The sequence below is a fragment of the Ruegeria sp. CDSB013 genome (genome assembly GCF_059611165.1).
The window spans coordinates 361,698-376,106 of the sequence record NZ_JBXWPA010000002.1 but is presented as its reverse complement, the minus strand read 5'-3'; the positions used below and the strand labels follow the sequence as shown (position 1 = coordinate 376,106).

15 protein-coding genes are annotated in these 14,409 nt (G+C 57.2%); 9 read left to right on the top strand and 6 right to left on the bottom strand.

Going from position 1 to position 14,409, the window contains the following annotated elements:
- Window positions 1-2 precede the first annotated feature (2 nt).
- The gene (locus tag AC2FJF_RS05345) at window positions 3-467 is read right to left on the bottom strand and encodes a (2Fe-2S)-binding protein (protein WP_496723593.1); all 465 of its coding nucleotides are present in this window, start codon (window positions 465-467) and stop codon (window positions 3-5) included.
- Window positions 468-607: 140 nt separating this feature from the next.
- Here AC2FJF_RS05345 and AC2FJF_RS05340 point away from each other — a divergent pair, with 140 nt between their 5' ends.
- The gene (locus tag AC2FJF_RS05340; protein ID WP_496723591.1) at window positions 608-1,210 is read left to right on the top strand and encodes a TetR/AcrR family transcriptional regulator; all 603 of its coding nucleotides are present in this window, start codon (window positions 608-610) and stop codon (window positions 1,208-1,210) included.
- A 53-nt stretch (window positions 1,211-1,263) separates the two neighbouring features.
- On the opposite strand, the gene AC2FJF_RS05335 is transcribed toward AC2FJF_RS05340, so the two are convergent.
- The 4 genes from AC2FJF_RS05335 to AC2FJF_RS05320 are packed head-to-tail and all read right to left on the bottom strand — an operon-like array spanning window position 1,264 to window position 5,059.
- Complete coding sequence (locus AC2FJF_RS05335) at window positions 1,264-2,052, bottom strand: heme ABC transporter ATP-binding protein (protein ID WP_496723589.1); 789 nt, start codon at window positions 2,050-2,052, stop codon at window positions 1,264-1,266.
- 3 nt (window positions 2,053-2,055) lie between these two features.
- Window positions 2,056-3,132 (bottom strand): FecCD family ABC transporter permease, encoded by a 1,077-nt coding sequence (locus tag AC2FJF_RS05330; protein WP_496723587.1) that lies wholly within the window; start codon window positions 3,130-3,132, stop codon window positions 2,056-2,058.
- Window positions 3,129-4,004: a heme/hemin ABC transporter substrate-binding protein gene (locus tag AC2FJF_RS05325; RefSeq protein ID WP_496723585.1), complete on the bottom strand. Its 876-nt coding sequence runs from the start codon at window positions 4,002-4,004 to the stop codon at window positions 3,129-3,131. The genes AC2FJF_RS05330 and AC2FJF_RS05325 overlap by 4 nt, the downstream gene beginning before the upstream one ends.
- Window positions 4,004-5,059 (bottom strand): hemin-degrading factor, encoded by a 1,056-nt coding sequence (locus AC2FJF_RS05320; RefSeq protein ID WP_496723583.1) that lies wholly within the window; start codon window positions 5,057-5,059, stop codon window positions 4,004-4,006. Before AC2FJF_RS05320 ends, AC2FJF_RS05325 begins: the two co-directional genes overlap by 1 nt.
- Before the next feature lie 233 nt (window positions 5,060-5,292).
- Between AC2FJF_RS05320 and AC2FJF_RS05315 the strand changes: the two genes are divergently transcribed.
- From AC2FJF_RS05315 to AC2FJF_RS05290, 6 genes are read left to right on the top strand one after another with little or no spacing between them, the layout of a single operon-like run.
- On the top strand, window positions 5,293-7,323 hold the full coding sequence (locus AC2FJF_RS05315) for a TonB-dependent receptor domain-containing protein (protein ID WP_496723581.1): 2,031 nt from the start codon (window positions 5,293-5,295) through the stop codon (window positions 7,321-7,323).
- 20 nt (window positions 7,324-7,343) lie between these two features.
- On the top strand, window positions 7,344-7,790 hold the full coding sequence (locus tag AC2FJF_RS05310; RefSeq protein WP_496723579.1) for a hypothetical protein: 447 nt from the start codon (window positions 7,344-7,346) through the stop codon (window positions 7,788-7,790).
- Window positions 7,791-7,794: 4 nt separating this feature from the next.
- Window positions 7,795-8,463, top strand: coding sequence for a MotA/TolQ/ExbB proton channel family protein (locus AC2FJF_RS05305; protein WP_496723577.1), 669 nt, complete (start codon window positions 7,795-7,797; stop codon window positions 8,461-8,463).
- A 31-nt stretch (window positions 8,464-8,494) separates the two neighbouring features.
- On the top strand, window positions 8,495-8,824 hold the full coding sequence (locus AC2FJF_RS05300; RefSeq protein ID WP_496723575.1) for a biopolymer transporter ExbD: 330 nt from the start codon (window positions 8,495-8,497) through the stop codon (window positions 8,822-8,824).
- The gene (locus AC2FJF_RS05295; RefSeq protein ID WP_496723573.1) at window positions 8,821-9,216 is read left to right on the top strand and encodes an ExbD/TolR family protein; all 396 of its coding nucleotides are present in this window, start codon (window positions 8,821-8,823) and stop codon (window positions 9,214-9,216) included. Before AC2FJF_RS05300 ends, AC2FJF_RS05295 begins: the two co-directional genes overlap by 4 nt.
- On the top strand, window positions 9,213-10,025 hold the full coding sequence (locus tag AC2FJF_RS05290; RefSeq protein WP_496723571.1) for a cell envelope integrity TolA family protein: 813 nt from the start codon (window positions 9,213-9,215) through the stop codon (window positions 10,023-10,025). Before AC2FJF_RS05295 ends, AC2FJF_RS05290 begins: the two co-directional genes overlap by 4 nt.
- Before the next feature lie 20 nt (window positions 10,026-10,045).
- Here AC2FJF_RS05290 and AC2FJF_RS05285 read toward each other — a convergent pair whose 3' ends face one another.
- A complete protein-coding gene (locus AC2FJF_RS05285) occupies window positions 10,046-10,828 on the bottom strand; it encodes a FadR/GntR family transcriptional regulator (RefSeq protein WP_496723569.1) in 783 nt (260 codons plus the stop codon).
- A gap of 350 nt (window positions 10,829-11,178) precedes the next feature.
- On the opposite strand from AC2FJF_RS05285, the gene AC2FJF_RS05280 reads away from it, so the two are divergent.
- Window positions 11,179-12,228 carry a TRAP transporter substrate-binding protein gene (locus tag AC2FJF_RS05280; RefSeq protein ID WP_496723567.1) on the top strand — a complete coding sequence of 350 codons (1,050 nt, stop codon included), beginning with the start codon at window positions 11,179-11,181 and terminating at the stop codon, window positions 12,226-12,228.
- 115 nt (window positions 12,229-12,343) lie between these two features.
- Window positions 12,344-14,407 carry a TRAP transporter large permease subunit gene (locus AC2FJF_RS05275; RefSeq protein WP_496723565.1) on the top strand — a complete coding sequence of 688 codons (2,064 nt, stop codon included), beginning with the start codon at window positions 12,344-12,346 and terminating at the stop codon, window positions 14,405-14,407.
- Window positions 14,408-14,409 lie beyond the last annotated feature (2 nt).

Here is a 14,409-nt window from a genome sequence, read left to right as displayed (position 1 = left end):
GATCAGGCCTCCAAAATTTCAGATGCGCGCTGGATGCCGGCGCGAATGCGTTGATAGGTGGCGCAACGGCAGGCGTTGCCATGCATGTAATCGTCAATCTCTTCGATGCTGGGTTTGGGGTTTTCGGACAATAGTCCAACCGCCGACATCACCTGACCCGACTGGCAATAGCCGCACTGGACCACGTCCAGCTCGACCCAGGCTTGCTGAACAGCCGCGCCGATTTTGTCGTCTCCAACCGCCTCGATTGTAGTGATCTCGGCATCTTCGACATCTTCGATATAAGTCTGGCACGAGCGCACAGGCTCGCCGTTCAGATGCACGGTGCACGCGCCACAGGATGCGACGCCGCAGCCGAATTTTGTTCCGGTCAGCTTAAGTTCATCCCGGATCACCCAGAGCAGGGGCGTGCCGGGTTCGGCGTCGACCGTGTGGGTCTCGCCGTTCAGTTTCAAAGTCAATGCCATGAGGGGGCTCTCCGTGTTGGGCTGGTTACCTGAGTCGGTAAACTGGCGGGTTTACACTAGGCCAGAAACCCGCGCGTGTAAACTGACGAGTTTACATAGTGTTTGACCTTGATCTGTCAATGGGTCTATAGCTTTAAAATATGAACGAATGCACAGCGCCGAATGCGTCTAAACATGCCCAGATCATCGAAGCGGCCGTAGCGGAATTCCAAGAAAAGGGGTTCGCCGCCGCCAGCATGGACCGTATTTCAGCGCAGGCCGAGGTGTCCAAGCGCACGCTTTACAAGTACTTTGAAAGCAAGGAAAACTTGTTTAGATCCATCGTGTTGGAACTGTCTGACCGGTTCGCGGCCGTTCGGGATATCCGCTATGAAAAAGGGCGCGATATTCGTAAGCAGCTAACCGATCTGGCCTGGGCCGAGGGTCGCATTCTGATGCTGCCCGAAGTGATGGCGATGGCACGGATGGTGATCAGCGAAACCTTGCGCAACCCTGATCTTGCTGCCGCTGCGCAAGGCAAGCTGGACAAAACAGCGATCTTTATCGAGATGCTGAGGGATGCAGCTGAAGACGGGCAGTTGCGGATCGAAAACCCCGAACAGGCGGGACAGGAATTCATCGGCCTGATCAAGTCCAGGGCTTTCTGGCCGATGGTTTTCTCTGGCAACGTTCTGACCGAAGTCGAAATGACCGCGACTATAGACAGCAGCGTCGAGATGATACTGAGCCGTTACGGCGTCTAGTTTCGCTGCGTGATTAGGGCAGGCGGAAATACTACTCGCCCCAAGTGGGCCCTTTATGCCGTTAAGGTCTGTCGCATGGCCTGCGGCAGGATGAACGGAACCTGAGCATGGGGCAGGGTGCTGATAGGCAGGTCGATACCATAGACCTGCAGCATCGTCTGGTCGTTCAGGATCGCAGTTGGTGTGCCTGAGCCCCAAACAGATCCTTCCGACATGACATACACATAATTGGCAAACAGCGCCGTCAGGTTCAGGTCGTGCATAACCACAACAACGCCGCCGCCTTGTGTGGCAAAGTTTCTTGCGACGCCCAGCACTGTGAACTGATGTGCGATGTCCAGGCTTGCAACGGGTTCGTCCAGCAACAGCCATCTGGGCTGATCGTGGTATGTCACGTCCCAGACTTGGGTCAGAACACGGGCAAGCTGAACTCGTTGCTGCTCACCACCCGAAAGGTTCTGGTAAGACCGGTGCTCAAACCCAGCGAGGTCGACATGCGCCAGCGCGCGGGAAGGCAGGCTGTCATCCGCTGCAGCCAGCCCGTTTGCAAGGCCCAGTCGGACAATCTCGAGCACAGTGAAGGGAAAGGCAACGGTTGACGATTGCGGTAGAACCCCGCGCATTGCAGCCAGTTGCCAAGGCTTCAGCTCGGAAATGCTGTGCCCGTTCAGAGAAATCTCTCCATAAGATTCAAGTTCGCCTGATAAGGCTTTGAGTAACGTAGATTTTCCCGAGCCATTCGGGCCGATGATGGCTGTAACTTTTCCGGGTTCTGCGTCAAAGTCCACGCCGTGGAGAATCTCCTTACGGCCGAGTTTGACGTGTATGTTTTCGCCCTTCATCACTTACATTCCCATTGTTCCGTGACGCCGCAGCAGAATCCACAGGAAGACCGGTGCGCCTAAGATTGCAGTTACGATGCCAATCGGCAGTTCGGCCGGCGCCACGATCAGGCGACTGATCATGTCTGCACACAGCAGTAAGCTAGCCCCTAACAGGGCCGAGTTCATCAACAGGCGGTGGTGGTCCGGTCCGGTCGCCAACCGCAGCAGATGCGGCACAACGATACCGATGAAGCCAATGCCTCCGGAGACTGCGACGGCGGCTCCGGTCGCGCCGGCCACGGCCAGAATGGCGATGTTTTTGCTGCGCTGAACCGGGATTCCCATGTGGTGCGCCACGGCTTCGCCCATCGCCATGCCGTTCAGCGCACGGGCAAGGAACTGGGCCGTGAACACGGAAATCAAGATGATCGGAGCGGCCGTGGCTGCTTTGGTCCATGTTGCGCCGGCCAGCGAGCCCATGCCCCAGAACGTCAGGTCGCGCAGCTGTTGGTCATCGGCCATGTAGACCAGAACCCCGGACACAGCGCCCGACAGCGCACCCAACGCGATCCCTGCCAACAGCATGGTTGCAACCGATGTCTGCCCGCCTCGTGTTGAAACGCGATAGAGCAGCAAGACGGACGTCCACCCGCCCAGAAATGCCGCCACGGCGACCAAGCTATTACCGACCCAGGCCAGAATGGAGGCGGGCAGGTACGCACCGAGGATGATCGCGGAAATCGCGCCCAGACCGGCACCTGCGCTGACGCCCACAATTCCGGGGTCAGCCAAAGGGTTGCGAAACAGGCCCTGCATCACCACGCCGGAAACCGCCAAAGCGGCGCCGACAAGAGCTCCCATCGCCAGCCGGGGCAGTCGGATTTCCCACAGGACGATCCGGTCGAGGTCCGACATGTCCCGCCCTGCAATCAGGTCCGTGAATGCTGCGCGAACGGATGCGTCCGACGCGCCGACCGAGATGCTGCAGATGCTGGTGAAGACCAACAGCGCCATAAGAGCCAGAGTGACCCGGCGCGCCGTCACTCGGCGGTCGCGCCCGGCCACGTTCAGCCCACCGTGATCCATTGCAAGGGTCATGAGCCGTTTATTCTCTGCAATTCCGCCGACAGATCAGCAATCGCCTCGGCCGTTCGGGGGCCAAAGCCCAGCAGATAGGCCCCCTGCATGCGGATCAGACGTTTATTCTGTCCAGCGGGCGTCAGCTTGATGGCCGGCATGGCAAACAGGTCTTCATTGGCGGTGATGTGGTTGCCTTGCCGATCCATCATCAAGATCACGTCCGGCGCGGCTGTGGCGATCGCTTCGGGTGTCATGGGTTTAAAACCCGACACGTTCCCAGCCGCGTTCACGCCGCCAGCCAGACGAATGATACTGTCTGCCTGTGTGCCCGCGCCGCCAACCACGATGCGATTATCCTGAGCCGACAGAACAAACAGAACCCGGGGTGTGCCTCCCACCGAAGCATCAACTGCATTCGAATGGGCCCCGTAAATTTTGACGCCGGTCTGAGTAGCAAGTTCTTCGGCGGCATCTTCGACACCCAGCGCGGCACCAACAGCCCTGATCTTTTCAACTACGCCATCGCGCGAATAGTCTTCCTTGATCGAGACGAAGGGCACACCGGCCTCTCTGAGAACCTCGACAGCTTCCGGCGGGCCGGACCCTTCCAGTGCCACGATCAGATCGGGTTTCACCGACAAGACCCCTTCGGGTGACAGCGCGCGGATGTAACCCACATCGGGCAGTTCCAGTACATCGGCTGGATAAGTCGAGGTCCGGTCCCGCCCAACAAGGCGGTCCTGCTGACCAAGGGCATAGACGATCTCGGTCACGGAACTCCCGATGGCGATGATGCGGTTGGGTTCTGGCTCATCTGCTGCGATGGCTGATGTTCCAATCAGCGCGCCGGCTAGCGCGACGACCGATGAAAACCTGCAAAGGGGGCTCATCACGCCACCTCGGTTTCTTTTTTGGATTGCAGGCCTGCCACCAGTTGGTCCCAGGCTGGGCGGTGATCTTTCTCGTCTGAGCGGCGACCAAATATCTGCAGAATAAGACCACCTTCGGCATCGAAGGCCTCAACCGAAACGGCGGGTCCGCGTTGGGTGGGTTTGGTCACGGCCCAAACCTCGGCAATATGGTCTGAGCGCAGGTGCAAATTGAAGCGCGGATCAAGCACGTTGAACCACGGACCCATCTGTTTAAGCGTCTCAACCGACCCACCGTGAATTTCGATGCACCCCCTGTTGCCGACGAAGACCATGATCTCAAGCCCATGGTCCCGGACCTGTTCGAACATCTGGGAAACCGTTGCCTGTTCAAGCGCGCGAACCAGCGGTTCACCAGCGACGAGGTAGGCGCCCAATCGGTTCATCTTCAGCTTTGAGGTCAGGCGCAGGAACTGGTGTGTATCCGTCATCTTGGCCCATTCCGATCGCAGAAGTTCGACCTTGTCGGTATTCACTTTGGCGGCCTCGGTTGGCTTTCGCGGCTCGACACTCAGGGTCTGAGACTGGTCATTCGCCTTCAATCTGCTAACAAGTTCGCCCCAGTGGTTCAGGTCAGAGCCTTCACGCAAAAAGATCTTGTGCACGGCATCTCCGGCTGCATCAAAGACCTGCAGCGATCGTTTCGTCCCATTCTCTGTCTCACGCTCGACCGCGAAAGCATGCACCCATTGGCTGGGGAACATGCGCAGGTCGATATCATCGGTCAGAACCATCGAAGCATGCGCGCCAGAGTGGTAATTGTCATATTGCCCTACCTTTTCGATGACGCAGGAGGGGTTGCGCGTCAGCGCCATGACCTCACCTAGCCCGTTGAGCATCGGGAAGATGTCATCAAGGCTTGCCGAAAGCCGCGTTACGTCGATACCCGCAAACGCCGCAACGAGTTGACCTTCGGTTATTCCAAGCGATTCCGCCAAGTCGCGGTCACGTTTTCCGGTGTTTTCAGCGTAGGCTGCACGAATTTGATCCGGGGCCAGAAGCACCTGTTCCGTCATGGGCTTTTCCATCTTCGATTGTCATGGGTGTCGGGCTGGCACGGTCACCGGTGAGCGCGGGGAACTGCTGGCGGCGGTCGTGGCAACGACCAGGAATTTATGTTGACTGTTTTAGTCAACTTTATTAACGAGCACAAGTCGCTAAAAAAGGCGATTCCAAAAATCATAAAAGACTGACCAAGCCAGCGCGGAGCAAGCATTTCCGGTCCTCTTAAAGTTTCGAAGGGACAGAAATGCGCTCGCGTATTCATAAGATGGGGTTGCTGGGTACGGTGTCGTGCCTGAGCATGGTAGCGGCTGGTGCTTCGGCACAGGAACAGGACGAAGGCTTCCTGGGCACACTGGAACTGGGTGAAAGCAAACGGGAAATCCAAACGGATACCGCCGTGCCGGTCACCAATATTGATCAGGAAGAGATCAACGACCGTCAGGCCAACACCGTCGCAGAACTGATTGACACGGTGCCCGGTGTGACGCTGGTTAACGGCTCGACTCCGCAAGGGTCGGGGATCAATATCCGTGGGTTCGGTGCCAACGGCACCTTTGGGACCGATCAGAAAGTACTGATCCTTGTCGATGGGGCGACAACCGGCGCGGAAGAGCTGTATCGGATCGGCAATCAGTTGTTCACTGATCCGCAGCTATACAAAAGCGTCTCAGTCATTCGCGGCACTGTGGGATCGTTCGAGTACGGCTCGGGCGTTGTCGGCGGTGTCGTTCAGTTGGAAACCAAGGACGCGTCGGACTTTACCGGTGGTGAGCCCGGCTTCCGTTTCCGTCAAACGCTGGAAGGGTATTCCAACGGGAATGGCTTTGCCTCATCGTCCATCCTGGCCTGGCAGCCAAACCGTCAGACCGAGTTCCTGTTCAACTATACCTATCGCGATCAGGACGATCAGAAGGATGGGAACGGGGACACGATTGGCAACAGCGCGTTCACGCTGCCGTCGCTTCTGGCAAAAGGCAAATACAGCTTCGGTGACGACCTCGAACACTCGATCACCGCGTCCTATAACCAGTCTAACTCGGAAGAACGCGATGTTCCGTATGACTCGTTCGGCACGACATCGGATTCATTTGGCAACGTAGACCGCGATATCGAAACGAAAATCGGCATTCTGCGGTATCAGTACCGCCCGGCTGGCAATGACCTGATCGATCTGGACGTAAACCTTAGCTACTCGGAACAGGAAATCGACAGCTCGTATGTGCCCGGGTCCTCACGCCTGGAAGGAACGCCATTCTTCCCAAGCATTCGTGGACTGGCCGACGCGACGCACAACTATGAAACCACGAAGCTGACGATCAAAAATACGTCTTACTTCCAGACCGGCGTCGCCTCGCACGACCTGCGCGCCGGGATCGAATTCATCAATCGCGAGCGTCTGGACGCGCCCTCGGCCCCCGGTGGCACCGACCGACGTGTCGCACTGTTTGCCGTGGACGATATCCAGATCGGCGATCAGCTGACGATCACACCAGCCGTCCGGTACGAGACACAGGACATCAAAGGCGACAGCGATGCACCGGCTCCGCGCAATGAAAGCTATGACAACAACGCGTTGATGGGTGGTTTGTCCGCGCGGTACGAGTTTGCCAGCGGCTTTGCCGTGTTCGGCAGCGGTGCCTACACCGAAAACCTGCCAATCATCGACGATCTGGGCACGCCAGTATACATGACGCAGCCTGAAAAATCGCGCACATGGGAAGCGGGGTTCTCGTACAACCGTGGCGATGTTTTTGCTGCAGGCGACGTAGTTCGCGCCAAGGTAAATTTCTACAAGACAGATCTGTGGGACATCACGTCTTACGTATCTGGCCGGCCTTCGCGCCCGCTGCAGGAAGTTGAAACCAAGGGCGTTGAAATCGAGGCATCTTATGCCAGCGCGGCTGGGTACTATGTCGACTTCAATGCAAACATCGTCAAAGGGACTGAAACCAGCTCGCTTGGCGTGGACTCACCATGGCGGAACGAGCCGACAGACTCAGCGCGGGTAACAGTCGGCAAACGCTTTGGCGAAACTCTGGACGTCAGCTGGGAGCTGTTCGGCGCCAAATCCGGCACCGACTCAAGCGGAGATCCGGTTGCTGGCTACGGCGTGAACACCCTGCGCGCGACCTATCTGCCGCAGGAAGGCGCGTTTCAGGGTTTCGAAGTTCGCGCAGGCGTCGAGAACATCTTTGACAAGAACTATCTGCCGAACCTTTCGACCCGCAACTCACCGGGCCGGAACTTCAAGCTGACCCTGGCCAAAACCTTCTGATCCACACGAAAGGACCAGTCATGCAGACAACAATCAAAAGAAATGCTCGGGTGGTCCTGCTGACCCTGCTCCCAATGTTGGGGGCAGGGATTGCCAGCGCAGAGGAAACGCAAAAACCCAGCGGCGTATCAATCGAACTCAGCAGAGCCGAGACAAAAGGCGAAAGCTGTTTGCTGAGCTTTGTCGCTGAAAATACCTATGGCATCGATATCGATGGCGCGGTTTATGAGACCGTTCTTTTCGGCGCAGAAGGTCAGGTGGCCCTTCTGACACTACTTGATTTTGCCGAATTGCCTGCGGGCAAGCCCCGTGTGCGGCAGTTCCAGTTCAACGACATGGCTTGCGATCAGATCAGCCGAATACTGATCAACGGTGTGCAGGAATGCGTGACACAATCTGACATGGCCGATGCCTGCATGTCCGGGCTTACGCTCACAAGTCGCCTTGAAACGGAAGTGATCGGGTGAGGTTATGGACGCAGTTATAAGAAAAGTAATGGAAATTCTGGAATTGGGCGGGCCGGTTGTTGCCATCCTGATCGTGACCTCAATCGCAACACTTTCGTTGGTTCTGTACAAGCTGTGGCAGTTTCGCGTCGCAGGTGTCGGTCGTCATATTGAGCTTTCGCGCGCCATTCAGGCCTGGGATCGCAGGGACCTTGCCGAGACAACGGCGCATCTGGGCAATAGCCGCAGCTACTTGGCGCCGGTGATCGCGATGGCTTTGTCTGGAGAGGATCGCACCTTGTCAGAACGTACCGACGCCGAGGCCGAAGCGAGGTTTGCCCAACTTGAGCAAGGGTTCAACGTCTTGGATATGGTCGCCCAACTTGCGCCGCTTCTGGGGCTTTTCGGGACCGTATTGGGCATGATCGAGGCGTTCCAAACTCTACAGGGCGCGGGCAATTCTGTTGATCCATCGCTGCTGGCCGGTGGTATTTGGGTGGCCCTGTTGACGACCGCTGCCGGCCTTGCGGTCGCTATGCCGACATCAATGGTCCTGACGTGGTTCGAGGCGCGCATGAACCGAGAGCGTACCTTTGCCAACCGCGCTTTGAGAACTGTGTTTGCACCGGGCTATGCTGAGGACGCGCCGATGGCTGATCAAACGCCGCGACAGGTTTTCGCTCATGGCACTTAACGTCCGCAGAAGACGGCGCAGGCGCTTGTCGATGACGTCCTTGATTGACGTCATCTTTCTGCTGTTGCTGTTTTTCATGCTGACGTCGACGTTCTCCAAATATGGCGAAATCGAATTTGCCACTGCCGCTGCCGGAGGAGCGGAAACTGACCGGGCAATCCGCTTTGTCAAACTTGAGGCCGACCGTATTTTGGTTGATGGCACGCTTGCCGCGTTCGAAGACATGGCCATGGTGATGGCGACCGATAAGCCTCAGACCGCGTTGATCAGTCTTGGACAGAACGCGACTTCGCAACAGCTGATTGATTTGCTTTCGGTGCTGAAAGGCATCGACCATTTGCGCGCACAGGTGATCGGATGATTCAACTCAAACGCAAGGCAAAACAGGGTCGAGAGCCAACGATCGCACTGATCAATGTCGTCTTTCTGATGCTCATCTTTTTCATGATTGCAGGCACCCTTGCGCCGCCGCTGAGCCAATCGGTGAAGCTGGTAGAAACCAGTGATCTGGACGGTCGCGAGCCACCCGATGCTATGGTCATTCGTAGCGATGGTTCACTGGAATACCGGGGCGCCGAACTGACTGGAATTGAGGCGTATGTGGAACGCGCGTCGATCAACCTGCCGCTGGATGATGTTCGCGTCGTGCCGGACCGGGCTTTGCCTGCTGTTCGGCTGAAAGAGGTCAGTGATACCTTGCGCGTGCTGGGTGCAAAAAGGGTGTACGTGGTCACAGAAAGGGGTTTGCAATGATACCCAGATCTCGCGGCGTAGCTGTTGCGGCTTTGGCGCTGGCTGCAGCCACCCATGTTCTTGCCCTGCATGACTTTTCCGCAGGTGAACCGGTGCTTGTCGAAGGTGGCGGGTCGGGCGAGGTTGCTGCGCTGGGGGATGCATTCAAGGACTATGTGACCGGGGCTACCGCCTCGGCACCCGCTACTGCACATCAACCGACCGTCGCACCGACACAGCAACAAACTGCGGTCAGCCCAACCTCTCAGGCCCGGGCGTCGGTTCCCGGGGCAATCAAGCATACTGTCGCCGACACCAAAGCGGCCGTCGCGGTGTCCCATCGACAAGCATCCGCCGAAGCGCAAGAAGCAGTGTCGTCAGAGACAGAAGCCGTCGCGAAAACCCCAGCCGTGAAACCGGCGGACCCGACCAAACAAAAGGTCGATCAGGTTGCGTCGCAGGCTGGCAATTCTGAAAAGAGCGCCAGAAAAGGCAATGCATCGGGAAAACCCAGCAAAGGCGCGGCGACGGCCAAAAAGACAAGTTCCATAGCGGCCGGGCAGGGTAACGCTGAGGTCAGCAATTACAGAGGGCACGTAATGCGCAAGATCACCCGTGCCCGACGTAAGAACGTCAATATTCGTGGTGCAGTGTTGGTGAGTTTTCGGATTGGCGACAATGGGGCGCTTGTAAGTGTCACCGTCAAACGCAGCTCGGGGTCGAAACGACTGGATCAGGTGGCACTTGCGCAGGTGCGCGCGGCAGCGCCGTTTCAGCCACCACCTGCCGCAGCCCGTCGTGATTACATGATTGAGATCGTTGGAAAGTAAGAACGACTTGCGCTGCCCGATCAGAGTTTTGAATCAGACAGAAGGCGGCGCTTCTCGGCCATTGCCTCACGGCGGCGTCTTTCAATGCCAAGCTTGAAGGACTCTTCTACAAAGTCGATGTGGTCATACGCAGCCTTTTCCGCACGTGCTTCGTCGCCTGCGATGACCGCCATTCCCAGTTCGCGATGCTGCTCCATCAACAGCTTGCCCGTGCCGTCGATGGTCTTCAGAAAATCACGATTGTAGAATACACCTTGCCGTGTGAGCTCGTAGATTGACGCCATCATGTGGATGAGCGTCGCGTTTTGGCTAGCGTCCACAATTGCGGCGTGCAGCGCAAAATCAGCTTCGCGTGAGGCCAATGCATCCTTCTCGTGCCAGGCGCGTTCATCCTCGGTTAGGATATCCGTGATCCGTTCCTTATCCGCTTTGGTCGCCCGTCGCGCAGCGAGTTTGGCGGCAAAGCCTTCCTGTTCGCGGCGGTACTCGAGATAATCAAAAAACGCGGGCTCATGGCGTTCATACAGCGCCAACAGGGCAGGGAGCATGGCGCTGCCCGTCAGTGCGGCTACAAATGTGCCTTCACCATGCTGTGTCGTCACCAGTCCGCGTTCTTCCAGAACGGCCAGCGCCTCACGCAGTTTGGGGCGGGAGACGCGAAGGGTTTCCGCCAGATCGCGTTCCGATGGCAGCTTGCGACCCTGCTTGAGAATGCCCGAAGCAATCAGGTCTTCAATCTGAGCCACCACTGCATCCGAAAGTGATTCGTGCCCGATCGGTTCGAAAATCGCTGTCGTGTTCATCGTGGTTTACCCTTCTGAAAAAGATTCAGAACCCCTCTGGTAAATAAAAGTAACCTTTGAGTGCATGTTTTTCAATGCCTGATTTAGTGGAGAAATCTCTCGGATTGTTTGGATTGCAACTGGTTACCAGTAAACAAAAAAGCCGGAGCACGCGCCCAGACTCCGTCGGCGGCGGCTTTCTTAAGTCTAGGCGGTCTGGGTCGTCTTCAGGCAATTAACAATCGAACCATTGGTAAATAAAGTTGTTGACTGAATTGTTTGGTCAACTTTATTTACCAGTTTAGGCGCCGGAAGATCTCGCGTCACAAAATCGTCGGACGCCATGTCCGACCGACCCTGGAGGAGATTTCATGAAAAAGACCCTGACGAGCCTTGCCGTGGCTGCCAGCCTGATGGCGGCCCCTGTGGTTGCTGCTGACAAACTGCTGCTGAAAACCCCGATTGCGTTCTCGACCGAGCTTCCAGGGCTGGGTTCCCCGATCCCTCGTGTTGCCGAGCAGCTTGACCTGATGTCTGGCGGCACACTGAAGATGAAGGTCTATGAGCCGGGCAAACTGGTCCCGCCGTTCGAAATTCTGGATGCCGTGTCGACCGGCAAGATTAACTCGGGCTACACCACTGCTGGTTACTGGGCAGGTAAAATCCCGGCTGCGCCGCTGTTCTCGGCGGTTCCGTTTGGCCCTGAGGCGGGCGAATACATGGCGTGGCTGTATTACGGCAACGGAATGTCGCTGTACCAAGAGATGTATGATCAGGCGGGATACAACGTCCACGTCATCCCCTGCGCGGTTATCGCCCCTGAAACGTCCGGCTGGTTCGCGACCGAGATCAACTCCCCTGAAGATCTGAGTGGCCTCAAGATGCGCTTCTTCGGACTGGGCGGCAAAGTCATGCAGAAACTGGGCGTGGCGACCTCGCTGCTGCCGGGTGGTGAAATCTTCCCCGCGCTGGAAAAAGGCGCCATTGATGCGACTGAATTCTCGATGCCTGCCATCGACGCGCGTCTTGGCTTTCACAAACTGGTCAAGTTCAACTATTTCCCCGGTTGGCACCAGCAGGCGACCGTGTTCGAGTTGATGATCAACAAGGACGTCTGGAACGAAACCAGCGAGCAGCACAAGGCGATCATCGAAAACGCCTGTAAGGCATCGATGGCTGACAGCTTTGCCGAAGGTGAGGCCATTCAGCACGCAGCCCTGATCGACAACGTTGAAAACAACGGCGTCACCATCAAGCAGTGGTCGCCCGAGATGCTGGATACTTTCCAAGCGACCTGGGAAGACGTTGCTGCCGAAGAGGCCGCCAACGATGCCTTCTTTGCCAAGGTTCTGGCCGATCTGAACGAATTCCGCGACGGTTACGACCTGTGGAAAACCAATGCGTTCCTCCCCCGTCAGTAATCTGACTTACTGACGCGTCCGGGGCGGCGGGCTCCTCCGCCTCGGACTCCATCAGGATTTTATACCTGCATTCCCTTGACCGCGCTCGCGCCGGTCAACTGAGCGAGGATTACCCATGGCCACGCAAAAGACCCTAAGTGATCCAGTCGAAGCCTATGAAGGCATCCTGGAACATCCCGACACCGACCGTCAGAAGATCGCCGTTGCTATTGATACAGGTGTCAAAGCCGTTGGGCACGTAGTGATGTGGGCCAATGTCCTGTTGATGGCCGCGATTTTCAGTCAGGTCTCGCTGCGCTATCTGTTCAGCCAGAACTATCCCAAACTGGACGAGATCCAGTGGCACTTTTACGGCATCGTCACGATGATCGGCATATCCTATGCCTTGATCACAGACAGCCATGTGCGCGTTGACGTTTTGCACATGCAACTGTCCCGTCGCGCGCAGCGAGTGATAGAAGTGACCGGCATCCTGACCCTGCTGACTCCGTTCATCTATCTGATGATCGATCAGGGGTACGACTATTTTTACGAAAGCTTCCGCGTTAGCGAGCGCTCGGACAGCCCCACTGGTCTGCCTGCGCGCTGGGCCTTCAAGGCGGTCATTCCGATCAGTTTTGTTCTGCTGGGCTTGGCTGCGATGGCGCGGCTGATCCATGATGGGCACGCGTTGATGTACGGACCGGCATCAGAGCGCGATGGCGCATCGCTGCGTCGCATTCTGCTGGTCCTTGCTGTATTCGCAGCTGTCTGCGTTGGCCTGACTTTTCTGGTCGAAACGACCGAGGAAAAACTGGTCATCGCAATGTTCCTGACATTCATTGCGCTGCTATTTACCGGATATCCTGTGGCCTGGGTGTTGGCCGGGGTCGGCGTTGCATATTGCGGGCTGGCCTATCTTTTTGACAACGACTTGATGCTGTGGACGGGGCTTGAGAGCACGTTCACCGGGCTGGATTACCTGACGCTTGGCGCAGTGGTAAACCGTGTCTATGCGACCATGTCCAACGCAGTTCTGGTGGCCCTGCCGATGTTCATCTTCATGGGCCTGATGCTGGACGAAAGCGGCGTAGCCGAACGTCTGATGTCTTCGATGCAGCGCCTGTTTGGCACCGTGCGTGGCGGTCTGGCGATCACGGTCACGCTAATCGGGATCATTCTGGCAGCCTCTACGGGCATCATCGGTGCTTCCGTTGTGCTGCTGGGCGTTCTGTCACTGCCGTCAATGATGCAGCAGAAGTATCAGCCCACCTTGGCCGCTGGGGTGGTTTCAGCCTCTGGCACGCTGGGCATCCTGATCCCGCCGTCAATCATGCTGGTGATCATGGCAGACCAGATGGCTTTGTCTGTGGGCGATCTGTTCATGGCTGCGGTCTTCCCGGGCGTCATCATCGGTGGCCTGTACCTGACTTACATCTTCATCCTGGCATTGGTGAACCGCGATGCGGCTCCTGTGCCCGAGGGCGCAACGGCCCCAGACTGGGCCGCCGTGAAGGACGTTCTGATCGCAGTCATACCGACGCTATTGCTGATCCTCGCGGTTCTGGGTTCAATCTTTGCCGGTTTGACGACACCGACCGAAGCCTCGGGGATCGGTGCGCTGGGCGCGACGCTGTTGGCGCTGGGGTATCGCAAATTGACGTTCGCCAAGCTTTGGAACGTATTGGTATCGACTTTCAACACCACCGCCTACATCTTTGCGATCTTCCTGGGAGCGACCGTATTCTCTTATGTCCTGCGGGAACTCGGTGGGGATGAGTTGATTGAACATGTCGTGCAGTCCACCGGCTTTGGGGCCAATGGCACGATCCTTTTCATCCTGTTCATCGTCTTCCTGCTGGGCTTTGTGCTGGACTGGATCGAGATCACGCTGATCGTGCTGCCCCTGATGCGCCCCATCGTAAATGGGCTGGGCATCGACATCCCAGGTTTCGGTGTTCTGGATGAACCAGCCTTGGTGTGGTTCGTCATTCTGGTGGCGGTGACGCTGCAAACCAGCTTTCTGACGCCGCCTGTTGGTTTCGCGTTGTTCTATCTCAAGGGCGTCTGCCCGCCCGAGATAAAACTGACCCATATCTACAAGGGCATCATTCCGTTTGTCTTACTGCAATTGACCGGGCTGGCGCTTGTCTTCCTGTGGCCCACGCTTGCCACCTGGTTGCCATCTGTCGCCTATTAAGG